This window comes from Lysobacter silvisoli, from assembly GCF_003382365.1.
GTDB lineage: Bacteria > Pseudomonadota > Gammaproteobacteria > Xanthomonadales > Xanthomonadaceae > Lysobacter > Lysobacter silvisoli.
Genome location: NZ_QTSU01000001.1, coordinates 486,207 through 511,266, shown reverse-complemented (window position 1 = coordinate 511,266; position 25,060 = coordinate 486,207). Strand labels below are relative to the sequence as shown.

Here is a 25,060-nt window from a genome sequence, read left to right as displayed (position 1 = left end):
TTTGGCTTCTGGGTAGGAGCGGCGTAAGCCGCGACCGCGAATCCGCAATTGCGCCGCAACCCTCGTCCCCCTGCTTCCGCCCCTGCTTGTCTTCCCCCTTTGTAAAAGGAGGATTGAGGGGGATTTGCCTTGGCTGTTGCTGTCGCTCTTAAGGGCAACAGCAACAGCTTCCGCCTGCTGCGCATGCGGGTCACTTTCTCTTGCTTGCCCAAGAGAAAGTAACCAAAGAGAAGGGCAATGTCATTTCGACGCCGTGCGCGGCGAGTTCGGAGCTTGCGCGGTGATTTTTCGATAGGCCATCCCTGGCCTAGCGAAAAACGGCACACATCCTGTGCGCCGCCCTTCGGGTCTTACGCTTTGGACCGCGAGAGCGGTAACGGCGTTTGGGATCAAGAGCATTCGCGCTGCGCGCTCATCCCCTCACCCTAGCCCTCTCCCGCAGGCGGGAGAGGGGACAGATCCGACGCTGCTTGCTGCTTTAGCCCCTCTCCCGTTCACGGGAGAGGGGTTGGGGTGAGGGCCGCCTGGGGTGAGGGCAGCGCAAGGCGAACCCAAGAAAAAGCCCGCCAACCGGCGGGCTTTTTCGTACCGCAATGGCGCCGAGCCTCAGCTCACCACGCCCAAACCCCGCACCGGCTCGGCCGGCGCATTCCGCAGAGCCGCAATGCGCTCTTCCAGCGGCGGATGGCTGCGCATCAGCTTGGACAGCCCATGGCCCACCGCGCCGCTGATACCGAAGGCCTGCACCTGCTTAGGCAGGGTGTTCTCGCCATACGTCAGCGCCAAACGCTCCAGCGCACGGATCATCTTGTCGCGGCCGGCCAGGCGCGCGCCGCCGGCGTCGGCGCGGAACTCGCGGTAGCGCGAGAACCACATCGCGATCATGCTGGCGAACAGGCCGAACACCAGGTCCAGCACGAACACGATGGCGTAGTAGCCCAGGCCCGGGCTGCCGTCGCGGTTGCCGCCCAGGTAGCCGTCGATCACGCGGCCGACCAGGCGGGCCAGCACGATCACGAAGGTGTTGAGCACGCCCTGCACCAGCGCCATGGTCACCATGTCGCCGTTGGCCACGTGGCTGACTTCGTGCGCGAGCACGGCCTCGGCCTCGTCGCGGTCCATCGCCCGCAGCAGGCCGGTGGACACCGCCACCAGCGCGTTGTTGCGGTTGGCGCCGGTGGCGAAGGCGTTGATCTCGGGCGCGTCGTACACCGCCACCTCGGGCATGCCGATGCCGGCGGCCTGGGCCTGGCGGCGGACGGTGTCCACCAGCCAGCGCTCGGTCTCGTTGCGCGGCTCGCTGATGACCACCGCGCCGGTGCCCATCTTGGCCATCCACTTGGACAGCAGCAGCGAGATGAAGGCGCCACCGAAACCGAACACGGCCGCCATCGTCAGCAGCGCGCCGTTGCCCTTGATGTTGAACCCCAGCGCCTGCAGCACCGACATGACGATGCTGAGCAGCAACAGGACGGCCAGGTTGGTGGCCAGGAAGAGTGCGATACGTTTGAACATGGTCGTGTGGGAATGAACCGTAGCCGCGCACCGTGCGCGGTCCTAGGCGAAATGTGGCAGGCTCGGCGTGAATTCAAGTGAAACCGGCGTGACCGGCTTTGCGCGGACAGGCGTCTGGATCGCAGGCCTGGGGTCCGCTCCAGGCTTCGACCGCCGCCGCCCCGATCCGTTCCCTACACTCGCCGCACGTGTCCACGCCCACCGCCTCCCGCCCATACCGCGGCCGCTTCGCGCCCTCGCCCACCGGCGACCTGCACTTCGGTTCGCTGCTGGCCGCGTTCGGCAGTTGGCTGCTCGCGCGGCACGCGCAAGGCACCTGGCTGGTGCGCGTGGAGGACCTGGACCCGCCACGCGAAGTGGCCGGCGCAGCCGAGCGCCAGTTGCGCACCCTGGCCGCCTTCGGCCTGCACTCGGACGAGCCGGTGCTGCGCCAGAGCGAACGCGGCGCGCATTACCGGGCCGCGCTGGAGCGCCTGCTCGCCAGCGGCGCCGCGTTCGCCTGCCACTGCAGCCGCAGCGAGCTGGCCGAAGCCGGGGGCATCCACCGCCATTGCGTAAGCGGGCCGCGGCCGGGCCGCGAACCGGCGATCCGCCTGCGCGTGGCCGACGGCAGCGTGGTCGCCTACGACGACGCCATCCGCGGGCCGCAGTCGCAGGACGTGGCGCGCGAGGTCGGCGACGTGGTCCTGCGCCGCGCCGACGGCTACTGGGCCTACCAGTTGGCGGTGGTGGTGGACGACGCCGAACAGGCCATCAGCGACGTGGTGCGCGGCGCCGACCTGCTCGATTCCACTCCGCGCCAGATCCTGCTGCAGCGCGCGCTGGGCCTGCCCACGCCGCGCTACGCCCACCTGCCGCTGGTGCTGGACGGCGCCGGCCGCAAGCTGTCCAAGTCCGATGCCGCCCTGCCGGTGGACGCCGAGCGTCCCCTGCCCGCGCTGGCCGCGGCCTGGCGCGCGCTGGGTCAGGACCCGGCCGTGCTGCACGGTGCGGGCACGGTCGCGGAACTGCTGGCGCGGTCGCAATCCGGCTTCGATCCGGGTCGCATCGCGGCCGCGCCGACGATCGCACTCGGCGAGTTCTAACCCCCAACCCCGGCCTCGGCTCACACCGCTTGCGGCCTGCGCGTGACCTGCGCGCGCACGCGCCCAGCCCTCGCCGCGATGCACAACGGCGATTTCATATTTGCTGACTAGAATCGGGCCAAGGCCGCACGTTGCGGCCGTGGAGAGGAAGACATGCAGTCACGCGTCGCATTGGTCACCGGCGGCACCGGTGGCATCGGCACTTCGATCGTCCAACGCCTGGCCCAGATGGGGCACAAGGTCGCGACCAATTATCGCGACGAGGCCAAGGGGCGCGCCTGGCAGGCGCAGATGAAAGGACTCGGCCTGGACGTAGCGATCGCGCAAGGCGACGTGTCCTCGCCCGAACAGGCCGAAGCGCTGGTGCGCAACGTGGAAAGCCAGCTCGGCCCGGTCGACATCCTGGTCAACAACGCCGGCATCACCCGCGACACCACCTTCCACCGGATGACGCCGCAGCAGTGGACCGACGTCATCGACACCAACCTCAACTCCTGCTTCAACGTCACCCGCCCGGTGATCGAAGGCATGCGTGAGCGCAAGTGGGGCCGGATCGTGCAGATCAGCTCGATCAACGGCCAGAAGGGCCAGTACGGCCAGGCCAACTACGCCGCGGCCAAGGCCGGCATGCACGGCTTCACCATTTCGCTGGCGCAGGAAAACGCGAAGTTCGGCATCACCGTCAACACGGTTTCGCCGGGCTACATCGCCACCGACATGGTCATGGCCGTGCCGGAAGAGGTGCGCAACAAGATCGTCGCCCAGATCCCGACCGGGCGCCTGGGCAGCCCGCAGGAAATCGCCTACGCGGTGGGCTTCTTCATCCCCGACGAGGCCGGCTGGATCACCGGCGCCAACCTGTCCGCCAACGGCGGCCAGTACATGGGCTGGTGATGGCCGCGCCGCGCCCGCCAAGGGCGCGGGGTGTCGCGGGGCCGCGCGCCGGTAACGGCCGCGGCCCTGTTCATTTGCGCGGTGCCGGCGGCGGCGTCCACTTTTACTGTGCCGCCCGGGGCTGCCAGGGCGCACCGCCCTGTTGCAAGCCCCCGCGGGCTGCGCCATGCTGCAAGGCACCACGATTTTAGAGCCAAAGCTCCATGGCCTCGACCCGAGTCATCAAGAAGTACCCGAACCGCCGGCTGTACGACACCGAGATCTCGAGTTACATCACCATCGAAGACGTGCGCCAGTTGATCGTCGACGGCGAAGACTTCGAAGTGCGCGACGCGCGCTCGGGCGACGACCTCACCCGCCAGGTGCTGCTGCAGATCATCGCCGAGCACGAACAAGACGGCGAACCCGTGCTGTCGACCCAGTTGCTGAGCCAGATCATCCGCTTCTACGGCGACTCGCTGCAGGGCTTCATGGGCAACTACCTGGAACGCTCCATGCAGCTGTTCCTGGATCAGCAGGCGCAGTTCCGCAATCAGGTCGGCGGCATGCTCGGGCAGACGCCGTGGGCGATGATGAACCAGCTCACCGAGCGCAACCTGACCCTGTGGAAGGAATTCCAGCAGAACCTGTCCGGCAGCGTCGGCCAGAGCCCGGCCTCGGCCAAGCCCAAGGGCGACAGCAAACGCGAGCGCTGAGCCGCGTCACCGATCACACCGCCATCCTCCGCGGGCGCGCCCAGGCGCGCGCTCGCGGCGCGTGCGCGTAGCCGGCCCGGCCGGCGCAGGGGGAAAGCAATGAACGACAAGCGTATCGCCGTGGTCAGCGGCGGCATCGGCGGGCTCGGCACCGAGATCTGCAAGTCCCTGGCCCAGGCCGGCCGCCGCGTGATCGCGCTGGACCTGGGTTCGCGCAGCGAACGCATCGCCGCCTTCCAGGACGAAGTGGCCGGGCTGGACGTGCGTTTCGAAGCGGCCAACGTGGCCGACTACGACGACTGCGCCGAAACCGTGGAACGCATCCGCCGCGACGCCGGCGCGATCGACATCCTGGTCAACGCCGCCGGCATCACCCGCGACACCAGCCTGCGCAAGATGGACAAGCGCCAATGGGACGACGTGATGGGCGTGAACCTGGACGGCGTGTTCAACCTCTGCCGCCACGCGGTGGACGGCATGACCGAGCGCGGCTTCGGCCGCATCGTCAACATCAGCTCGGTCAACGGCCAGACCGGCCAGTTCGGCCAGACCAACTACTCCGCGGCCAAGGCCGGCATGCACGGCTTCACCATGGCACTGGCGCGCGAAGTGGCGCGCAAGGGCGTGACGGTGAATTCGGTGTCGCCGGGTTACTGCGAGACGGCGATGGTGATGGCGGTGCCGGAGGAGATTCGGGCCAAGATCGTCGACAGCGTGCCGGTGGGGCGGCTGGGCAAGCCCAGCGAGATCGCGCGTACGGTGGAGTTCCTGACCGCCGACGATGCGGGGTTCATCACCGGGGCGAATATTCCGGTGAATGGCGGCTTGTTCATGAGCTTTTGAGGCTCGCTGCGCTCAAGGGGTGGTGACGTCGCGAGTGCGACCTTCGCGCGCCCTCACCCCAACCCCTCTCCCGCAAGCGGGAGAGGGGCTAAAGCAAAGCGGCGTCGAATGTATTCCCTCTCCCGCTAGCGGGAGAGGGCTAGGGTGAGGGGATGAGCGCAGCGAATGCTCTTGCTCCCCGCTCGGGCAGCGAACTCGCAATCCCGATAGAAGACCCGGAGGGCGGCGCACAGGAGGTGCGCCGTTTTCCGCTCGGGCAGGAGGCCCGATCGGAAAATCCCGGCGCAAATTCCGCTCTCGCACGGAAGCTCTGGCGTAGCGTTTTTCTTTGGTTACTTTCTTTTGACGCTTATCAAAAGAAAGTGACCCGGCCGCTTGCGGACGGAAGCTGTTGCTGTTGCTTCCCAGCACACCACACACCTCCGCGAGCTCGGAGCTGATCGCGGCTCACGCCGCTCCTACAGGAGGCAGATCCCACAGAGAGCGAAGCCTTCGTCGTAGGTGCGAATTCACGGTCGCAGCTTGCGCAGCTCCTACCCCAAAGCGAGCGAAACAAGCGTCGTAGTGGCGGATTCGCGGTCGCGGCTCACGCCGCTCCTACCCCAAGGCAGGTGCGGCGCGGGTTACTTCAGCGGCGGCTGGCCCTGGCAGTACTTCTGGTAGTACTGCTCCGCCTGCGGCATCAGCGCCTGCAAGGCCTGGATGCGGTTGGCCGGGTCCGGATGCGTGGAGGCGAATTCCGGCGGCCGCTGACCGCCACCCAACTGCTCCATGCGCTGCCACAGCGGGATCGCCTCGCGCGGGTCGTAGCAGGCCGCCGCGGCCAGCATCAGGCCCACCTGATCGGCCTGGGTTTCATGATTGCGCCCGTACGGCAGCACGAAACCGTACTGCGCGCCCGCGCCCAACGCGCCCATGACCGCCTGCTGCTGTTGCGGGTCCATCCCGCCCAGCGCCACGCCCGCGGCCATCTGCCCCATCTGCACCAGCTTCTGCTGGGCCATGCGCTGCGAGCCATGGCGCAGCAGCGCGTGCGCGATCTCGTGGCCCATCACCACCGCCAGCGCGCTCTCGTTCTTCGCGATCGGCAGCAGGCCGGTGTAGACCGCCATCTTGCCGCCGGGCAGGCAGAAGGCGTTGGCCTGCTCGGAATTGATCACCGCCACGTCCCATTGGAAGTTGCGGTAGTCGGTGGGCGCCTGCTGCTGGTGCTGCGCGGCCAGATCGTCGGTGACCTGCGGCACCTTGGCGATCAACCGCTGCGCGATCTCACGCACCTGCTGGCTGACCTGGTGCTGCGGCGGCACCAGCGCGCCTTGCTGGTTGGCGTCGCCCAGCACCTGCTGGAACGCCTGCGCGCCCAGCTGCACCTCTTCGTCGGCGCTGGCGCCGTAATGCGCCTTCTCGCCGGTGTAAGGGTCGACCTTGGCGCTGCCGAACCAGGACCAGGCCGCGTAGCCGGCGAACAGGATCAGGATCCACCAGCGGATGCCGCCGCCGCGCCGCTGCCCGCCCTGCCTGGCCCCGCCCATAGGATCGATCCGCATCGCACTCACCTCCGCCCTGCTGAGTCTTCGGTCGCGGGCGGCGGACCGCCCGGCGCCCATCCTGTCAGATATCGCGCACCACGCGGAAGCCGATGCGGGCGCTGGTCACGTCGGCGTCGCTGCCCTGGCGCCAGGCTGAGCGGGTCTGCGCCGGCGAGCTGGCCCAGGAGCCGCCGCGGATCACCCGCGTGCGGCAGCCCGGGTTGACCCAGGCCTCGCCGTCGCGCGGCGCGCGCCGGTAGCTGTCGTGCCAGCAGTCGGCCACCCATTCGCTGACGTTGCCGGCCACGTCGTGCAGCCCCCAGGCGTTGGCGCGGTAGCGCCCCACCGGCGACGGGCCCCAGGCGTTGTCGCCGTAGCCCTGGAAGGCGTTGTTCCAGCGCCGCCCGGTCGGCGACACGTCCAGCGCGCCGGTCAGGTTGCCCACGCGCATCAGCGGCGCGCCCTCGCCCCAGGGATAGGTGGCCGCGCTGCCCGCGCGCAGCATGTATTCGAACTCGGCCTCGCTGGGCAGACGGTAGTGGTGGCCGGTCTGCTTGGACAGCCAGGCCGCGTAGGCCATCGCATCCTTGGCGCTCACGTGCACCACCGGCATGTCGTCGGTGGCCGGCCGGCCGGTGTAGTCGGACTGCCAGTCGACCTTGCCGCGCCGCACCAGGTTGCCGCTGCGCTCGTCGTAGGCGGTGGAATAACCGCGCCGGCTGGCGCGCGCACGGTGCTTGGTGGCGTTCATGAAACGGCGGAACTCGCCCACGGTGATCTCGGTGCGCGACACCGCCAGCCCGCGCGGGAAACGGATGTTGCGCAGCGGCCGCTCGGCGTCGCTGGAATCGGCCTCCTCGGCCGGCGCGCCCATGCGGAAGGCGCCGTGCGGGATCACCACCATCGCCGGCCCGCGGCCGCCGGCGCTCATGACCTCGGTGAAGGCCTGGCCGGGACGGAACAGGCCGTAATGGGTGGCCAGCTCGATGCGTTCGCGCAGCTCGCTCGCGGCCGGATCGCCGGCCGGCGCGATGCGAAGCAGATTGGCCAGCAGCGCGCGCGCCTGCTCGATGCCGCCGACCTTGGTCAGCGCCGCCAGGCCCTGGTCGCGCAGGCTGCCCACGCGCGCGGCGCGTTGCGCGGCGATGCGCCCCTGCGCATCGGCCGCCGTGCCCAGCTTGGGCCGCACCTGCGCCGCCGCAGCCAGCCAACGCTCCGCGCCGGCATAGTCGTCGCGGTCGGCGGCGATCTCGGCGCGGCGGATCAACGCGCTCTCGGCCGCGGCGATACCCTGGCTGGCGCGCACGTCGCCCGGGCGCAGCTCCAGCGCTTCGCCGAAGCGCTGCAGGGCGCCCTGCCCGCCGCCTTCGCCGATGCGTCCGGCGTTCAAGGCCTCCTCGCCCAGGCGGTTGGCCTCCTGCGCCTGGTCGGCCCGGTCCACCCGCGCCAGGAACGCGACCACCTTCTTGTGCGCCGGCGCGACCGCGCGCGCCACCGCGGCGGCCTCGTGCGCCTCGCGCAACTGCAGCGGATCGTCGTCGATGCCGGCCAGGGCCTCGTCGCCCTGCACCAGCAGCAGCGCCAGCGCGCGCTCGAACCCGGCCGCGTAACGCGCCTCGTTGGGCGCGTAGCGGCTGAGCGCATAGTAGAGCGGAATGGCCGACTCGGCATCGTCGTACAGCCGGCCCTGCGCCAGCGCCGCCTCGGCGCGGCCGCGCAGCGCGCGCTCGTTGGCCGCATCCACCGCGATCGCCGGCGGCTGCCAGGGCGGCACCGGCGACACCGCCTGGTCGGCGCTGATGGTGACGATGGGCGCGCGCACCGCGGCCGCGTCCGGCGCCGCCGGCGCCGGGTCTCGCGAGCAGGCGGCCAGCAGCAGGGCCGACGTCGCCATAGCCAATACCGATGCGCGCAAACGTCCTCCGTGTCTTATTCAGCCTGTCCCGTCAAAAACCCGGCCCGGGCGAAAGTAGGCTATTGTCGCCCGCCGCGGCAACTTCGTCGCGCCGGCGCGCCGTCCGCGCCCCAACTCCCGTTCACGACCCGCCCGCCTCATGCCGATCTGGATTTCCACCCCCGCCGACCTGCTAGCGCACTTCGCCACGCCGCCCGCACGCATCGGCCTGGACACCGAATTCATCCGCGAACGCACCTACTGGCCGCAGCTGGCGCTGGTGCAGATCGCCGTCGGCGACGAGATCCTGCTGGTCGACCCGCTCAAACCCGGCATCGCCCAGGCGCTGGCGCCGATCCTGGCCGACACCGCCATCCTCAAGATCATGCACAGCGCCAGCGAAGACCTGGTCGCGTTCAAGCACGCCTGCAAGGTCGTGCCCAAGCCCCTGTTCGACACCCAGCAGGCCGCCGCGCTGGCTGGCGTGGGCAGCGGCCTGGGCTACCAGAAACTGGTCGAACAGGTCACCGGCGTGATCCTGGCCAAGGGCGAGACCCGTTCGGACTGGCTGCGCCGCCCGCTCTCGCCCGCGCAGCTGGAATACGCCGCCGACGACGTGCGCCACCTGTTCGCCCTGCACGACGCCCTGGACGGCCAGCTCGGCCTGCTCGGCCGCCGCGAATGGCTGGTCGAGGACGCCCAGCGCACCGTGCACAACGCCGAACACGAAGGCGCCGAACCCTGGCCGCACCTGTCCATGCGCAGCGCCCAGTTCCTCGACCGCCCCGCCCAACGCCGCCTGCTGCGCCTGCTGCGCTGGCGCGACGCCTACGCCCGCGAACACGACCGCCCGCGCAGCTGGATCCTGGACAACGAACTGGCCGTGGCCGTGGCCCGCGCCAACCCCGCCGACCGCAGCGCCCTGCAAGCCCAGCTCGACGCCCACCCCAAGGCCCCGCGCAAACTCGCCGACTCGGTCTGGACCGCGCTGTCCACCGCCCTGCCCGACGAAGACCAGGCACCCGACGCCGCCGTCGGCGAAACCCGCGACAAACAGCGCCTGCGCAAACTGCAGGACGCCGTGGCCGCACGCAGCGCCGAACTCGGCCTGCCCGACGGCGTCCTCGCCTCGCGCCGCTGGCTGGAAGCCCTGCTCGACCACGGCGACTGGCCCGACGCCCTCTCCGGCTGGCGCCGCGCCGCGCTGGAACCCGGCCTGGCCCCGCTGCTGGCCGATCAGGGCTAGCGCGCCTGGGGCCAGCCCGCTACACTTTTGCCTTACGTGGGGCGGTAGCTCAGCTGGGAGAGCGTCGCGTTCGCAATGCGAAGGTCGGGAGTTCGATCCTCCTCCGCTCCACCATTAAATCAAAGACTTACGAGAAGCCGGCCTAGCGCCGGCTTTTTCGTAACTGCACCGTAACTGCAAAGAGCGGTGTGACGCCGAGGCGAACTAGCGCCTCACGGCCCCAGCTCCAACCCGGCTTGAATGCAGATTGCTCAAACGGCTTCGACCGTAAAGCTCCACACGCGGGCGGCACCTTCAACTGAGCCGCCAACGCGAATCGCATCAAGAACACCCCCTCGGCGCTTGCGACGCAGCTCGCGCGCTGCCGGAAGACATGCCTTCGGACTTACGCCCTGGGCTTTGCAAATTCGACGTATCTGGCGCTCACCCAAGTCAAACATTGCAGCGATCATGGCCATCTGACCATCCATCTTTGACTTGTTCTGCGATCGCCCGATCACGATGCGTTATGGAAGCCGGCACCTGGTATTGAAAACCTAAGATTTCGCCTGGAAACGCATTGGCCAGTGCTGCAGCGGCGTCGGGACCAGCGAGACGTATGAGTTCCTGACCTTGGTCGCGGTGGGGACATACCCCGCGCCCCCCGCCGTGTACCGGGTCATAGGCAGCGAACGTCGTGATAAGTACTCGCCAACGCTAACCAATCTGCGCAAAGAGACTCACAAAAGTCTTAAGACCTTCTGCTGATTCTCCGGTGTGTCCTGAATTATCGGCCGTAGGTGCGTCTTGTAATGACCACCTCCATGCCACCCACCGCCTGGCACGTAAGCCTTTGTGTAGAGGCCGGGGGCGTAGGGCAATGGGTTTCCGAGGCCATCCACGCGCTGCCCGTTCGCCCAGGTATCAGCCAGCTCGGCTCGGTCTAATACGGGATCCTCACGCGCGGCTGTGTACGCAAGATAATCCTGAGTCTGAAGGATTAGCGTGTTTCCTCTTTTGGTTGGAACACGCTTCTCCTGAACCTTATGACTGGTGATCTGCACGACCTCCTGGTCCAACATCCGCGCCAAGAACGGAGCGCTACTTATGTGCACCCAATTGCGATTCCCAGGGCAATCGAGCACCTGGTTCGCAAATGCCTCCTCGTCCTGAAGTACTTCGTCGCCGACGTCTGCCAGATCAATCTCCATCATGGTGTAGCCGGCATCAATCACGCGCTGACGCTTCTCCCAATCCACACCGTGCGAAACCTTTATTTCGACGTAGAGCGCCGGAAGGAGCGCCTGGTCGGCTACAGCGATTACACGCACATCTGGCCTAATCTGTGCGTCGTTGAGCCTAACTTCCTGGGTTCCGCCAGGTGCCAACATGGCGACGCGATGCGGGAACTGCAGATCACCTTCGCACGCGGACCATTTTGGAAGCATCAGACGGGTCGCGCGCTGCACCACCTCCTTAGCCATCCTGTGCATGGCGCTTTCCCACCCCCCGCAGCCGGTAGAACTTGCGGCGTGCTGAAAGTGATAGACGCGCTTACGCGTCAAAGACGCCTTATTCCGGGCGACGAGTGGTTTACTGCAGGCGGGGTCTGGGCAGACGCAGTTGCATGCCAGCCCGGTTTCGACCTCAGTTACGAACCGAAGCTTTCCATCGCGTAGCCCGAATGGAACCCTTCCAAAGGAAGATCTCGCTCTCATTGCTAAACCTTGATACCGGTCAGTCTCGCCAGTTGAGACTGTTCGGCAAAGGGTACTTTGTCCGTCCGCCGCAAACTTTCCCGCAAGTTCCGGACCAGATCCCACCCATCGGGCCCGAAGCGCCGGCTCAGGCCAAGCTGCCCCCCGGCTTCTAAGATTGGGCAGAGCGCCTTAGTGTGCGGAGAACCAGAGCGGATACCGTCCATCGCGCGCAAGCTACGCAGGCTGAGCGGACTGAATGATCGCTTTCGGCCAGAACGGACGTCACCGGACCTTCAGTAAGGACAGTGCTACGGCATTTGACATTACCTTGTTCGATTCTGGCGTCCACCAAGCCGATGATGCGGTCGAACATCAACCCCAATGTAGTCAGGCCTATCGAGGACGCTAGTCGTCATACTCTTCAGCTTTGTCCACGTCGTCGAAATCGGCCTTGCAGAACAGGACTAGGCCAAGAGACGCGGGCGGTTCTCCACGGCCAAACCCTACGATCAGTCGCTGCGCCGTCGGCGTTTCGAACCCGCTGATCGGCATCGACGCTGTCACAGCCAAGGTCAGAGTTGCGTCCGGGTTATGCAGGGCCTTTCCGTCGCCCATTAGCGCCGCCAAGCGAGTGCCCAAGGCGGCCAGCGCCTTTGCGGTGTCTCGACGATCCCCCGCGGCGGTTAGCAGGTGTCGCAAGGCGACTCGGGCTGCCTCGGCCGTTGGCGAAGCGGCGACTTCGAGGCTGTCAAACGGATTCATCGCGCCCTTCATGTGCATCCCGGCGTCCGTAGACGGCGCTTCGCCGAGGGTAGCGGCCGCACGGGTGTGCAAATGCAGGTGTTCCCACAGCGCGCGCACGTTGGTCACGATGACGGCGCCGAGGGACTGGGCAATGAACACCGCGACCTCCAGGTTCACCGACCGTAGCGCAAACGTCTGGTTGAGCAGCGTCGCATCGGGAAGCAGCTGCAACAATGCTAGGGGATCGCGCTCCGCATCACATCGCATGTGGTCGATGGCTTGCTGGATGAAGGCATCGGACTTGTCGGGGGTCGCACGCTTGAAGATCGGCCGCAGCACGTCGTCCGGCAGCTGCAATAGCGAGCGTTTCATATCCTCCGTTGAAAAGCCGCGGAACTCGACGAAATCCTGCGGCTTGGGGTGCCAATTCGCAGTGCGTTCCAGCGCCATTTCACGCATGGCGTGCTGGAATTCCGGGCTGATGTCACCCGGGTCTGGAAACACCACGACCTTCCCTGCCCGAATCAGCGGTTCGAGCATCAGCCAGAACATTACGTTCTTGAGCAACTGCTGCTTGTGCGGTCCGGGCGTGGTGACGGGGCTGTACTCGGGGCGCAGGTTTCGCGCGGCGATGAAGGGGTCCATGACCCAGATCTGGTCGAACAGCGGCACCAGGCTGATGAAGCTCTTACCGGCAGACCGCACATCCGACGGGCCCATGTACACCGCCCGCAGACGGCCATCCCCGGGGCGGGGCAACAGCGCCGTCAAGTCCGTGTCAGGCGGCCACAAGCTCTGGGAGATGCGATGCAGTCGAGCCACCTGCTCGTCCGAGAGCGTGCGCTGAATCCGATCCCAGGCGCTTTCGTCCTTGATGTCCAGCACGCCGTAGATGGCGCGAAGGAAGCCTTCGTTGCGCTCGCGAACGCTCCACACGTCCCAGGGTGGCCTTTGCCAGGGCGGCAATGGCTCGCAGCACTGCGCAAAGGTGTCGCCGCGGCCGCAGGGGCACGGGTCGCCCGGCGCTGGGGACTTGGTGGACAGCGGTTTGGCTACGAACTCGTGTTCGCGCGAGGTGCGGCCATAGGGATCGCGATAGCCGAAGGTGCCGTCCTTGTAACCGATGTGGATTTCGCCGCCGAAGCGCCATAGGCCTTCTTCTGGCGGTCGCAGCAGCTGCGCCAGACTAGTCCGGTCGATCGGTTGGTCGAGCTCGGGGTAGAGCCACTCGGGCTTGCCGGCAGCAATATAGCGCCGGGCGCGGGACTTGAGCCAGGTATTAATCGCGATCACCGCGTCCGAGTCAAAGCGTCGGCTTCGGATCAATGCATCCGTGCGCATCAAGGTGTTGCCGAAAAAACGTGCATTGGTCCGCTTCGCGGTCGGCTCGACGGCGCCCGGGTTCTTGGCGTAGTGCACGTGGGTGAGGATCAACAGGTGGTTTTGATCCAGTGCAAACAGCGTCTGTGTGCCATTCCAGGTCACCGGCGCGTCGTCGGGGTAAGCCAGCGGGGCGGCGTCCACCGGCAGCGCGGCGTTGAAGGTGGTGACCGGTTGATCGGTCAGCAGGAACTTCACCGATGAATCTTCCGCAGAGACGACCTCGTGCACAGACTCGGCCCACAAGGTGCCGAACATATGTCGCAAGTGCTGCATCTCGACCAGCAACTCGATCTGGGACAGGGCCGGATAGCGGCTCCGGATCCAGTCCAGGCCCTTGGGGGTACGTAGCGTCTGCGCCCCCAGGTACGCCAGCATCGGCCGGTACTGGTCGTGGACGGCGATCGGGTCGCCGCCGATGAAGGCCCGCACGGCTGTAGCCCCAAAGTCGTCGATGTCCTGGAACAGCACGGTCTCGACTTGATCGTTGAATTTCTCGCCAAAGCGCGTGACGTACAGGTCCTTTTCCCAGAAGCAGGCCTTGGGCGGTCTTGGCCGCGGTGCAACAAGGATCGGGCTGCCGTCTGGGCGCAGGCGCGGGGGCGAAATGTTGAGGAGCCAGGCGTCGGCGCCGTCCAAGCGGAAGCCGCGCTGGTACCACTCGGGCACGTAGTAGTTCTCCCGCGATAGCTTCTGTCGCGGCCCCTCGCCTGCGGTCATCGGCGCACCTTCGGCGTCAAGCGAACTTCGCCTCGAACCACTGCGTCAATTCCGGATCGAGGGCGCCATCGATGTAGACGTGCCCGCGCCTGATCCGACGTCGAGGCACGCTGAGTACCAAATGCACGCCGGCGGCATAGCCGTATCCGCTCTCTTTCTCGGTCATGCCGCGCAGCTTCCGAATATCGCGCTCGTAGTCATAGTTGCCGTCCAGTTTGACCTCGACCACTAGCAGGTTGTTGGCCTGATGACCCACGTTGTGCACGATCAGATCAGGAATGATCTTCGACTTGCCGAGCATTTTGATTTCTTTCTCACGGCGGTCGTATTCGTTGCTCACCGTATGGTCCGGAAATCGCACGCGCAGGAGGGCGAAGAGCTCGGACACCACATGGGGCTCCCCAGGATCGGCATAGGCAAGGTTGGCGTCGCCGAAGAGCTCGAGAACGGCCGCCGCCAGCTGCTCCAACGTCTCGGGCACGCTCGCTTTCATTGGATTCACTCCATCAGATACGTCGGGGCTTGCGTCGACGTAAAACACCGTATTCTGGATTTGGTCTTTGCGCTGGAATAATGGGGCCTGCCCCCCCCCTACAGACTAGAGGCGAGTCCCAAAATTTCCGAGCCCTTACGATGCGCCGAGGTCCACTCTGGGTCGATAGCGGCCGGGCCGCTGCCAAGGAGCGGACCGGCCCGCCGGGGCCGGCGGCCCTGCCGAGGGGGCACAATCGCGTCTAAGCGAAGGCTTGAATTCGCCCATCCACTGCGGCATTCATCCGTTTGACCACCGGCACGAAGGCTGCCCCATCGCAGCTGCTGCGGACCATGGCTGGCGACAGGTTCTGTCAGGACGGCACCAGGCCTTCGCCAGCGCGCTACCCACCCTCGATCCCTTGTAACTTCTTTCATGCACATCGACGACTACGACCGCAAGCAACCGCTCTACGACGCCTTCGCCCAGACCGTTGCAGCCGTGCTTGCCGCCGCGATCGAGCATGCCGGCGGCTACCGCTTGCAGGTGGTTCGCGCCCGGGCAAAGGACCCGGTCTCGCTGCGGACAAAGCTGCTCGAGCGCGGGCAAGCCGATGCCGATGACATCGACCAGAAGATCAAAGATCTCGCCGGTTGCCGCGCGATCTTCTACACCAACGGCGACATCGAGAAGCTGCTCGCCTCAGGGCTGGTGGAGGACAACTTCGAGGTCATCGAGCGGCGCATACACCAGCCGAGTCTGGAACCGGAGGCCGCAAGCGGCATGTACACCGCCAACCACTACGTGGTCACGCTTAAGGCGGATCGGCTGGCGTTGCCCGAGTACGCTCGCTACGCCGGCATGCGCTGCGAGATCCAGCTGCAAACCATCCTCAACCATGCATGGGCAGAGCTCGAGCACGACATCATCTACAAGAAGCCGCCGCAGACGCCTCATTTCGGCAAGCAGGCGCTCGACTCGATCAAGCAACGGTTGCGCGGCATCGCGACCAAGTATCTGGTCCCGGCGGGCTACGAGTTCGACAAGGTGATCGTGGATTTTGACCGCCTCATGCATGGCAAGGCCTTGCTCGACCGCGGCGCGCTGGCAGCGATCTCTCAGGCAGTCGACAACAACGCGCGGTACGAGGCAATCGAGAGTTTCGGCGAGCATGTGCTTTCGCTCTATGACGAGCCCGAGTCGGTCATCGCCGAGGTCATGGCGGTGCTTTCGGCGGCGGCCGAGCAGGCGGAAGCCGCTCCGACGGTCTCCATCGACACGCCCTTCGGCGCCTTGGCCGGCAAGAACTTCGAAGACATCGCCGGGTTGATCGGCCGAGTCCTTCGACCGTATCGCTATCTGGATGTGCCACAGATGCTTGCTGTGGCCCGCCGATTGCATCGCTTGGCCACGTCGTCGGCCGAGCGCAAGCCTGGCACCGAGTTGGCGCAGGCGATCGCCAAGCCGGAGCTAACGATGTGGAACGCGTACGGCCCGGCAGTGCAGCGCCTGGTCGTGGAGGCGGTGGCGGCGCTCGACACGGATACCCTGAGGCGGGAGCTGCCATTGCTTGCGGAGGTCCTGGAATCGATCCTAGAGCTCGAGGCGACTAGCTCCACTTTTTCCTCGAACGCCGTCGCGTTGAACCGAGGCACGCTTCCCGGGTCGGCCGGCCTCGCGAGCATTCGCAACCATGCTCTGCATCAACTCGAACGCCTATACGCTAGTGCCCAGGATGACAGCGAGCGCAACCGCATCGTGGCGGCGATGGGTCATGCCGTCCGGCCGCCGTACGGGGCGGCGCCGACGCGCGAGCTGTCCAGGATCCTAATCGCCAACGCCGTTTGGGTGATCGACTTTTTCACCGGTATTGTGGGTGGAGCCAGCCTTGAGCAAGCGCGGGTTCTGGAGCAGCGCGTCCATCGCTATTTCAATCGGTTCCGCGCGGTGCGACCGGAACTGGCCGACGACCCGGAACTCGTGCGCCTGACCGGTGAGCTCGCAATGGCGACCACCCGCTTCCGCGGCGCCCTCGCGACCGTGCCCGACCTGTCGGCCTACAAGGTGCTGGTCGGGTTTGACTCGGTCTTCCCCCCCAGCTGGGAAGATCAGGACTTCGGTCACGAGGTCATCGAGCGGTTTCGCGCCGAACAGGCTGATGCGTTGCTGGCCCAGATCGATGCGCAGAACTACCCGGAGTGGCTTGCGCGGCTCACACTGTTTGCGCAAACCGAATCCACTGACGCGGCGACCTTCATGAAGTTCGGGCCGTTTCTCCAGGCCCTGGCCAGGAAGCTGCCGGCACCAACGCTGGCGCACCTGGACCGGTTCGATGGTCGGCTGCGTCGCTTCTTGTTTTGGTCGCTCGCCGGCCTGCTGCAGTCCCCGCTCGGCCCCGACACCCTTCGCCGGATCGCCGAGTGGTTGGAGCGGGGTGAGTCGCTCCGGGAGGTATCGCGCCTGTTGATCGTCGCCCCCGACGTGCCCGAGGAGCTGTTCCGGGCGGTGTTGGCCAGCAGCATCGCGCATGCCGACCACGAGGCACTGAAGAACGTGGGACATGCCTGCGAACGTCATTTTTCAGGCGAGCGCGCCGCGCCCTCGTTTCACCAATCCGTCCTGCTCGAGGCCCTCGCCTATCTCGTCGAGCACAACGACAACTCGTGGAGCACGGCGGGCGGTGGCTTCTGGTGGTATCACAGCGAGGTGCTTCAAGCCCTCGATGACAGCGCCGCGCAGCAGGTGCTGGAGTGGCTCGTTCCCCACCCCGAGCTGGACGCCCATGGCGATTACGTGGTTGCAGCGGTGTGCAAGGACCGCCCGCTGTTGGCACTGGACCTGATCGATCGGCGTCTGGCAGCGGCCCGGGCGGACGCGGTTCCCGGGTTCGTCGCGATCCCCTACGAATTGCACGAGACGACGAAGGTACTGCGGACCGTCCCGGAGGCGGTGCTAGGGGCCAGCCGACTTTGGTTCGAGGCCGATGAGCAGTCGCTGGACCACAGCGTCGAGCGCCTGCTCGAAGCCGTGTTTGAGGACTTCCCGCCGGGATTGCGCGCCTCGCTCGAAGCGCTGCTCGCGAGCGACCAGCGCGACGACGTCCTGTTCGCATTGGACGTACTGGGTGCGATCGACGAGCAAGAGGCCGCCTTCGAGCTGGTCAGATGTGTCGTGGCGCTATGGGCGGACGACGAGGACGTGATGGATCGCGTCCACAGCGTAATCGCTCACGAAGGCATGACCGTGGGATTTGACGGACGGGTCAAAGCGCTGGCAGCGAAGAAGGCGCGGCTCGAGCCTTGGCTGACAGACCCGCGTGAGCAGGTGCGGAACTTCGCCAAGGTGGCCATCCACGATCTCGAGCAGCGCATTGCAATCGAGTCGCGTCGCACACAAACCATGCTTGCAAGTCGCCGCATGCAGTACGGTGAGGATCCACTAGGTCCGGCCGGCAGCGACACGCCGACCAAGCCCGGCACCGCCTAGCCTTTCACGCCAAGGACCCATCGAACGATGTCACCAGTGCCCGAGAATCTGCTGCTCCTGCACACAGGCGAGGAAGTGCTGTGGACGCGCACGCTTGAACTGGTGGACGCATCGCCCGACCTGGCGGATCACCTGGACATCACCGAACGGGTCATGGACCTGATCGACGTCCTGCGAAAGACGTACACGTCGACCGACGATGAAAGGACCATCAGTCACTTGGGCCTGCGGGTGTTCAATCTGTTCGCCACTGCGTGGAAGCTAACGGCGACTGGCTACTACCAACCGGCGGCCGCGCTGTTGCGCGACATCATCGAGACCTCGAATCTGGTCCACTACTTTAAGATCGACCGGTCCCAGGTCGCACGCTGGTACAACGCGGACGCACGGACGCTTAAACGCGACTTCTCGCCTGCCGCAGTGCGCAAGGCGCTCGATGATCACACGGGCAAGGGCCGTAGCAAGCGCGAAGAGATCTACAAGAAGTTCTCCACGCTTGCCGGCCACCCGACAGCTGCCGGCTTCGCCCTGTTGCGCCCCAAGGGCATGGATGCGCACATGGGGCCGTTCTCGGATGTGACGGCACTGCGGGCCGTGCTCGAGGAGATGGGCATGCTCGCGGTGCAGTCGGGTTTCGCGTTCTGCGTATATCTGGACACGACCACGCCGCTCGGTAGCGGAACCGCGAAGCGTTTCCTGGTCGGCGCAATGGATTTCTCGGGCAAGTACTTGGGGCGCGTGTACTCGCACGCCGAGCGTCAGGACGTCGAGCGGCTATTCGGAACTCCCTGAAGGCCGCTTAGTTCGCCGCCTTCCCCAGCCAACTCTGACGCCCATATCGCGCGATCCGACTCCGCCTCCGGTCAGCTTGCACGCCAGGGCCAGACCTTGTCGTCGGTGGTTCGCCACAGGAAGTTGCGCTGGAGGCTGAGGCTGCTCTTGTCGGCTCCGTGTTTCCATCCCAGTCGGTTGGCGCGCCAATGGCGCAGCTTCGCCGTCTTCAACGCGTCGCTGTTCGTTGAGCGCTCGGCCTCCGACGCCATCCAAGCTACCGCTCGCCGGTCGGCGCATTGGCAGAACAGCACCCATGCTGCGTAAGCCTGGTCGAGATCCTCGCGGCGCCAATACTCCTTCCACCAGTGGCGCGCACAGGCCTCCAGGAACTGCAGTCGCGACGAACGACGCGCCACATCCTCCGCCCACGACGTCGACGGACTTTCCGGCCACGCGCCGGCGACGGGCAGCGTGTTGCCGACCCGAAAACCCGCCAGCGTGGCGGCACGCTGCTGGCGCCATGGCAGGTATGACGCCGCATCGCTCGCGATGCGCGCCTCCAGCCAGTCGCTTCGCCCGTTGAGCGCGGCGACGAGCGCGACCTCGTACAGATCGGCATCGGTGTTGGTCGAGGTCAACGACAGCAAATCATCGCGCGCCTGCATGACCTGTGGCGAGTCCGAGGCGCGGAACAGCAGGTGCAGCAACTCCGGCAACTTCGCCGGACCCTCGATACGCGTGCGAAACGAGCGCCGCAGAGCCTGCCATAAGCTCACGCCTTGCGCCGGCGCGGTAACCAGCAGCGCCTCGCAGATGGCAAGGAATAGGCCTTCGGCCTGCACTACGCGGCGTACAAAATCCGGGCTCAGCTCCTCATGGCCGGCGACCCAGCGCTCCACAACTTCGGGGACATAACGGCACAACGCGAGGCCGTCCGCTTGCGCCACGAACTCCAAGAACAGGCTCGCGCCTTCCTGCCGGGCCTTGCGAATTCGCGCATCCGCCACCTCGCCGGCCCGGTCGATGGCCGCCATCTGGGCCTCAGTATCGAAGGCTTGGCGCAGGGCTTCGGCCGAATCCGAATCGGCCGGCGGATGAGGATTGACCGAGTACCGAGTGGGTGAGGTGGAGTTGGTGTCTCTACGAACTGTTAGCCGCGCCCCGACGTCCAGTGCTTGCGCAGGTCCGCTTACAAGGATTGCATCAAGCAATTCCGCCGCTAGGCGTATCTCGGAGGGGTCTCCGCCGCGATGGCGTACGGCCTCCAGCAGTCGCCACGGCGCCAGCCGCGCTGCGACCTGCTCAAATGGCAGGGCCGTCGTGGCAGTGAAGAGCGCGCCGGAGGCCGCATGTGCCAAGAAGGTGTCCGCTCCCGCAGTGAACCGCCAGCCCTGCTGATTGAGCTCGAGGCCCAGTCGCATCGGATCCGACGCGACCAGCGCCATGTACGCCAGACGACGGTCTATTTCGTCCTCCGACGCGGTGTACGCCGTGACCCACGACCAAGCGAAATCGCTCAGCACAGGCGGCGATGTGATCAGCAGAACGAGCACGTCACGCTGCTGTTTGGACGTGCCCCCCTGGAACTGTCGAATCAGCTGATCAGCTTGTTCGACGGTCAACGGTTCTATGGCGTCAGTGATCGAGATCGGAATGTGCGCCATATCCGCCTCGACGACCGTCACGGCCTGGGCTAGAGCATCCTTGCCGACAAGCTCGGGCAGGAGAAGCTCGGAGGCCGCCAGTATTTCATCGCCCTCGCGGATTTCGCGTCCCTGCAGGCGGGCTTGGCGAGCTCCAGCCGCCTCCGTCGGTCCGTAGAGCACCAAGGCTCGATTAATTTGCCACGCCCGCGCGGCTCGGTCTTTCTCGGTGACTGGCGTGCGCACCAATCGCCGGCGCAGTGCTGCGAGCTCGCGGGGCGCGCAACGCGCGAGCACGGCCTGGAGCGCATCGAAGTCGTTGTCCTCGCGGGTGACGTTACGCCCCGTATAGAGCTGATTGACGTCGATTTCATTGACCGCCTCCACCACCTCCTGGCGCACGGCCACTGGGGCCTCAAAGGTTGGATCCAGCCACATGTCACCGCAGCGCTGGACGCGATTTCGAAGGCTTAGTGACGTGTCGTTCAACGCATCCATCGCGTGCCGGCGTTCGAGCGCGAACAGGCTGTGCACCGGATTGGCCAGGTAGTGTGTGTCGTAGTCGTAGGTCTTGCCCAACTGGACCTTGAGCGCTGCCGCGGCCTCGTCGTCGTGTCGATGACCAGGAATGTGCAGCAAAAGCTGGGCCGCGCGCGCCGGCAAGCTCGGATTGCGTCCCGGTTCGGGCACGCGAGTTTGCATCTCCGCCGCCGCCGTGCGGACCGCTGTGGCCAACGCCTCCGGATCGATTGGATTGAGCAGGCACGCCCAGCGCAACTGGTTCCAGGCCGAATGGTTGAAAGCGACCGAAGCGGCGACGGCCGCGATCTGCAAAAGCGGCACGGCATCGATCAGCGGGTAACCTTCTAGCAGCGCCGGCACGTGTTCGGCCCACAAGGTGTCGTCGCGATCCACCAGTTGCATGCTTTCGCCCAAAATCATCTGTTCGCCCGAAGCGTCCACGCCCACGCGCGACATCAATCGTTCGTGTCGGTGCCGCTCGGCTTCGGGTTCGGGTTTGGCCCGAGGGTCGAGGTCGCGCGATATCACGCGCAACCAATCCGCCGCGCGGGCCAGTACTTGCTTCCTGACCCGCGCATTGCCTCGATCCACACCGCGAAGCGCGCTGACGGCGTGGTGCTGACTCCACGCATGCGTGTGCCGGTTCGACAGCTCGATAGTGTCGAGCAAGGCCTCCGGTATTTCCGCCGCCAGCAGGTGCGCGTCGCGCACGTGCGTTTCCCCCAGGTTCTGCGTTTGCAGCCATGCGGCCACCAAGACTCCCAACAGGGGCCGCGGCGGTCCGGATTCCAGCGCAATGGCCACGGCCGCCCGCAGGATCTCGGCGCGCTGGTCCAAGCCAGCTATGGGGTCGAGCCACTCGACGAGCATGGCCTCGAGCTGGCCGCGATCGGCGTGTTCGGCCGACGCCAGGAAAGACACCGCCGTAGCGCCTAGCGCGTGGGCGACAAACTCAGGTGACAGCTCCAACGTGCGATCAGCACGAGCCCTCACGAATGGCGTGTCGATGATTTCGCTAAGGCGCTGGTAGATCGCGTCGCGGTCAAGGTACGGTCGCGCCGTCAGGTCGCTAAGCTCCTGCGTGGTGTAGGTCTGGATGCCATCGCGCAGTCGCTTGGCGGCGGCTTGCAACCATTCCTCCCACTCAGCGGCGGAGAATTCTCGATTGAGCGATTCGCCGGCGGTGTCGCGGCCGTACTCCCACAGCAACCGATGTAGGGTCACCGTACCGCCGTCGACCAGTCGTTCACGGAAGCGGATGACCAAGTCGAACAGGCGTGGATTGCGCGCCAATGCGTGCAATTCCGGATGCAGGTCGTTGCGGATTAGTCCGTGGAGCGCCAACATCTGGTCGAACTCGCCGCCCGGCTGTGCGTCGTAGACGTCGACCTCGACGGGGACGGCACGCTCCTCCAGCCCCCTCAATCGGCGCAGCTGGTTGTCGAAATGATGCGAGCGCGTGGTCGCCACCACGCGGATGCGGCCGCGGAACTCGTCGGCCTGCAGCACGTTCATCAGCGTGTTCCATTCGACCGTGGGTTGCTGGCTCATCCCATCGAAGACCACCACCAGCGCGCAACCCTCCGCTTCCGGCCGTTGCAGCATGCGCTCTAGACGCGCGCGCCAATGATCGACGTCCCGCACCTGCGCCAGGTCAAACAAGCGCTCAGCGAGAAAGCGCTTGACCCCGTACACCGAGCCCAGCGCATTGCCGGGCCCCGGCAATGCCGAAGCCGGCACCAGCAACACGCTGGGCAAGGCGTCCTTACGCTGCATCAGCCAGTCGACCACAACCCAAGTCTTGCCCACGCCCATCATGCCATTCACGCACACCGGCGAAGCGGGCTTGGGTGGCGCGGCCCACCAGGCGTCCAGCTTCTGCAGCAGGGGCGTGCGATGGATGAGGGGCAAGGCCCCGCCCGACACCACCTGGCCAAAATGCGCCCGGGACTGACGGGGGTTCAGCCACACCTCGCCGAGCCGTTCCCACGACCGGCGCCGCAACATCGTCGTGCCAATCTGCCAGCCTGCGAACTCGCGGCGCAGTTGCTCTATACGTGGGCCCACGGCTGGCTGCAAACGCGCTGCGATCTCGCCGGCCTCCTTGTTGATGAAGGTCTCGACCAAGGCTGGTTGCGATGCCAACAGCACCGCCAACGACGCGGTCTCGTGCGATTTCCAATCCAGGATCAACACGGGCACGCCTTGCCCTTCGCCCTTGGCAGTCAGGTCCTTTTCCAACTGCTCGGGCACTTCACGCGATGCGGCCAGTATCCACAGCTCTAACGCAGGATCATGGGCAAAAGCGTGGTCCATCTCGCCGAGCAACTGGCGGTCATCCAAGCTGGTCGTATCCCGGTAGCGCTTGCATTCCACGCGCAGGAAGCGGCCCTGGCGCCCCGCCGTGCCGGCGTCTGCGCCGTGCTGGAACCCGGATTTCGCCACCGCCACGCTGGTGCCGATCAAGTCGCCGATCAGCCCCGCGACTAGATTTTCCAGTTTGGTAGCCGGCTCAATGGCCTGCACCAGGACCTTGAGACGATCTATGTCCTTCGGGTCGATCGACGCCATTGCGGTCTCCTACACGCCACAAGGACAGTCCGTCGCTGACGTTCGTCAGCGGCAGGCCGTGGATGCGTTGCTTGGGTGCCCCGTTCCTCTAGGCCATGTTAGCGCATTCGGCGCGACGCTCCCGCGAGCAGGAACTCGCATGCCACGCGCGGTGTAAAACCAATTTTGAGTCGGTGGTGCTTCGGGCACCGGTGGCCCGCCCGCGATCCACTCATAATGGACACTGAGCGACGCGAGTCCCGCTGGGGCCGTCGACTCGGAGGAGAACACAATGGCGAACGGCGCGGCGAATTACACCGAAGAACTGGTGATGGCCCTTGTCACCACGCAGCTCACGATCATGAGCTTTCCAGTCTTCAAGGTGCAGATCGTGCCGTTCTCGTCAAACTTCGAGAACCTGTTCGGGGCGGATGCGAAGATTCCGGGGTCGGCGAAGATCGCGCCGTTCTACATGCAATTCAAACGTCCCACTCGCTCGACGCCGACCGGCAAGATTTCGCTCGACCGAGCCGACCTGGGACTTGGATGCACGACCGGCAGCCTGCACTTCAATCTCAGGAAGAAAGCTAACTCCAGCGTTCCTGTTCATAAGTTGCAGCACAACGTCCTCTACCGGATGCGCTCGCGGCTGCTAAAGCGGGGGATCGGCGACGCAGCCTACGTGTGTCCGCTGTTTCTGAGCTCCAAGGAATACGTGGCCCACACTCACATGCACGGCTTGTTAGGGTGGCCGTTCTACTGGCTCAATGGCCCCTATTCGAATCAGAAAGTGGTGATTCATGGCACCGCACCCGCCACTTTTTCCGACATTCCCTGGCTCGAAGGGCACGTGAGCATTCCACCGCACGACATCGTCGCCTCAGCCAGCCATTCGTATAGCTTTGACCCGACGGGCGGCGAGGTGTGTTTTCACTCGCCGCGCCTGGTGGACAGACAGAGACGAAGCCTGTCGGGCTGGATTGCGACCTTGGCGGAATCGACGAAACTCGATCGAGCCCCCGCCGCCGGCCGTTCTGATGAACTGCTGGCCGAGTTGCGCAACGTCGTCGGGTTGAGAGTGGAGGCCGGTGATGACCGCGACCGCGGGGAACTGAAGGAGGAACCCCGTGATGACCGCGACCGGGGTGACCTGAAGGAGGAGCCCGAGAGGGAGTGGGACTACATGGCGGAGTGGATGGCGTTCGGCGACCAGCTCGAGGAGCAATTCGGCATCTCGCAGTTTGCGCTCATCAGCGAGGCGTAAAGGTGCAGGCGCCGCACTCGCGACCTTGACCAAAACTCAACCGGATTGGCTTCGTCGCCGGTTTCTGATCGCTCCACGCAGATGGTGCGCACGGGAATGGCCCTCAATCCCGATCCGAACGCGGC

At 65.8% G+C, this 25,060-nt stretch carries 15 protein-coding genes and 1 tRNA gene; 9 read left to right on the top strand and 7 right to left on the bottom strand.

What is annotated here, in order from left to right; genetic code table 11:
* Positions 1-606: 606 nt before the first annotated feature.
* Positions 607-1,515, bottom strand: a complete 909-nt coding sequence (htpX, locus tag DX914_RS02360; RefSeq protein ID WP_115857454.1) for a protease HtpX — start codon at positions 1,513-1,515, stop codon at positions 607-609.
* 188 nt (positions 1,516-1,703) lie between these two features.
* Between htpX and gluQRS the strand changes: the two genes are divergently transcribed.
* The 4 genes from gluQRS to phbB (DX914_RS02340) all read left to right on the top strand — a co-directional run bounded on the left by gluQRS (position 1,704) and on the right by phbB (DX914_RS02340) (position 5,032).
* Complete coding sequence (gene gluQRS / locus DX914_RS02355) at positions 1,704-2,600, top strand: tRNA glutamyl-Q(34) synthetase GluQRS (RefSeq protein ID WP_231118113.1); 897 nt, start codon at positions 1,704-1,706, stop codon at positions 2,598-2,600.
* A 153-nt stretch (positions 2,601-2,753) separates the two neighbouring features.
* Complete coding sequence (gene phbB, locus DX914_RS02350) at positions 2,754-3,494, top strand: acetoacetyl-CoA reductase (protein ID WP_115857453.1); 741 nt, start codon at positions 2,754-2,756, stop codon at positions 3,492-3,494.
* 203 nt (positions 3,495-3,697) lie between these two features.
* The gene (phaR, locus tag DX914_RS02345) at positions 3,698-4,189 is read left to right on the top strand and encodes a polyhydroxyalkanoate synthesis repressor PhaR (protein WP_115857452.1); all 492 of its coding nucleotides are present in this window, start codon (positions 3,698-3,700) and stop codon (positions 4,187-4,189) included.
* Between the two features lie 99 nt (positions 4,190-4,288).
* Positions 4,289-5,032, top strand: a complete 744-nt coding sequence (gene phbB / locus DX914_RS02340) for an acetoacetyl-CoA reductase (RefSeq protein WP_115857451.1) — start codon at positions 4,289-4,291, stop codon at positions 5,030-5,032.
* A gap of 623 nt (positions 5,033-5,655) precedes the next feature.
* On the opposite strand, the gene DX914_RS02335 is transcribed toward phbB (DX914_RS02340), so the two are convergent.
* Entirely contained in the window at positions 5,656-6,579 is a 924-nt protein-coding gene (locus tag DX914_RS02335; protein WP_115857450.1) for a M48 family metallopeptidase, read from the bottom strand.
* A gap of 64 nt (positions 6,580-6,643) precedes the next feature.
* Positions 6,644-8,455, bottom strand: coding sequence for a formylglycine-generating enzyme family protein (locus DX914_RS02330; protein WP_115857449.1), 1,812 nt, complete (start codon positions 8,453-8,455; stop codon positions 6,644-6,646).
* Positions 8,456-8,615: 160 nt separating this feature from the next.
* On the opposite strand from DX914_RS02330, the gene rnd reads away from it, so the two are divergent.
* Positions 8,616-9,701, top strand: a complete 1,086-nt coding sequence (gene rnd, locus DX914_RS02325) for a ribonuclease D (RefSeq protein ID WP_115857448.1) — start codon at positions 8,616-8,618, stop codon at positions 9,699-9,701.
* A 38-nt stretch (positions 9,702-9,739) separates the two neighbouring features.
* A tRNA-Ala gene (locus DX914_RS02320) sits at positions 9,740-9,815 on the top strand.
* 605 nt (positions 9,816-10,420) lie between these two features.
* Here DX914_RS02320 and DX914_RS02315 read toward each other — a convergent pair.
* The 3 genes from DX914_RS02315 to DX914_RS02305 all read right to left on the bottom strand — a co-directional run bounded on the left by DX914_RS02315 (position 10,421) and on the right by DX914_RS02305 (position 14,717).
* Positions 10,421-11,173, bottom strand: a complete 753-nt coding sequence (locus DX914_RS02315) for a hypothetical protein (RefSeq protein ID WP_115857447.1) — start codon at positions 11,171-11,173, stop codon at positions 10,421-10,423.
* A 612-nt stretch (positions 11,174-11,785) separates the two neighbouring features.
* Positions 11,786-14,224 (bottom strand): SEC-C metal-binding domain-containing protein, encoded by a 2,439-nt coding sequence (locus DX914_RS02310; RefSeq protein WP_115857446.1) that lies wholly within the window; start codon positions 14,222-14,224, stop codon positions 11,786-11,788.
* 16 nt (positions 14,225-14,240) lie between these two features.
* Positions 14,241-14,717 carry a hypothetical protein gene (locus DX914_RS02305; protein WP_115857445.1) on the bottom strand — a complete coding sequence of 159 codons (477 nt, stop codon included), beginning with the start codon at positions 14,715-14,717 and terminating at the stop codon, positions 14,241-14,243.
* Positions 14,718-15,131: 414 nt separating this feature from the next.
* On the opposite strand from DX914_RS02305, the gene DX914_RS02300 reads away from it, so the two are divergent.
* Both DX914_RS02300 and DX914_RS02295 read left to right on the top strand, forming a co-directional pair.
* Positions 15,132-18,182: a RelA/SpoT domain-containing protein gene (locus DX914_RS02300; RefSeq protein WP_115857444.1), complete on the top strand. Its 3,051-nt coding sequence runs from the start codon at positions 15,132-15,134 to the stop codon at positions 18,180-18,182.
* Positions 18,183-18,218: 36 nt separating this feature from the next.
* On the top strand, positions 18,219-18,974 hold the full coding sequence (locus DX914_RS02295) for a hypothetical protein (protein WP_147300569.1): 756 nt from the start codon (positions 18,219-18,221) through the stop codon (positions 18,972-18,974).
* Between the two features lie 71 nt (positions 18,975-19,045).
* Here the strand turns inward: DX914_RS02295 and DX914_RS02290 are convergent, their stop codons facing one another.
* Positions 19,046-23,692 carry a hypothetical protein gene (locus tag DX914_RS02290; protein WP_115857442.1) on the bottom strand — a complete coding sequence of 1,549 codons (4,647 nt, stop codon included), beginning with the start codon at positions 23,690-23,692 and terminating at the stop codon, positions 19,046-19,048.
* Positions 23,693-23,963: 271 nt separating this feature from the next.
* Here DX914_RS02290 and DX914_RS02285 point away from each other — a divergent pair, with 271 nt between their 5' ends.
* Positions 23,964-24,935: a hypothetical protein gene (locus DX914_RS02285; protein ID WP_115857441.1), complete on the top strand. Its 972-nt coding sequence runs from the start codon at positions 23,964-23,966 to the stop codon at positions 24,933-24,935.
* Positions 24,936-25,060: the final 125 nt, after the last annotated feature.

Coding starts and splice junctions, on each gene's coding strand:
- DX914_RS02285 (WP_115857441.1), top strand. CDS start 23,964: ATGGCGAACGGCGCGGCGAATTACACCGAAGAACTGGTGATGGCCCTT.
- DX914_RS02330 (WP_115857449.1), bottom strand. CDS start 8,455: ATGGCGACGTCGGCCCTGCTGCTGGCCGCCTGCTCGCGAGACCCGGCG.
- rnd (WP_115857448.1), top strand. CDS start 8,616: ATGCCGATCTGGATTTCCACCCCCGCCGACCTGCTAGCGCACTTCGCC.
- phbB (WP_115857451.1), top strand. CDS start 4,289: ATGAACGACAAGCGTATCGCCGTGGTCAGCGGCGGCATCGGCGGGCTC.
- phaR (WP_115857452.1), top strand. CDS start 3,698: ATGGCCTCGACCCGAGTCATCAAGAAGTACCCGAACCGCCGGCTGTAC.
- htpX (WP_115857454.1), bottom strand. CDS start 1,515: ATGTTCAAACGTATCGCACTCTTCCTGGCCACCAACCTGGCCGTCCTG.
- phbB (WP_115857453.1), top strand. CDS start 2,754: ATGCAGTCACGCGTCGCATTGGTCACCGGCGGCACCGGTGGCATCGGC.
- DX914_RS02315 (WP_115857447.1), bottom strand. CDS start 11,173: ATGCACAGGATGGCTAAGGAGGTGGTGCAGCGCGCGACCCGTCTGATG.
- DX914_RS02310 (WP_115857446.1), bottom strand. CDS start 14,224: ATGACCGCAGGCGAGGGGCCGCGACAGAAGCTATCGCGGGAGAACTAC.
- DX914_RS02290 (WP_115857442.1), bottom strand. CDS start 23,692: ATGGCGTCGATCGACCCGAAGGACATAGATCGTCTCAAGGTCCTGGTG.
- DX914_RS02305 (WP_115857445.1), bottom strand. CDS start 14,717: ATGAAAGCGAGCGTGCCCGAGACGTTGGAGCAGCTGGCGGCGGCCGTT.
- DX914_RS02300 (WP_115857444.1), top strand. CDS start 15,132: ATGCACATCGACGACTACGACCGCAAGCAACCGCTCTACGACGCCTTC.
- DX914_RS02335 (WP_115857450.1), bottom strand. CDS start 6,579: ATGCGGATCGATCCTATGGGCGGGGCCAGGCAGGGCGGGCAGCGGCGC.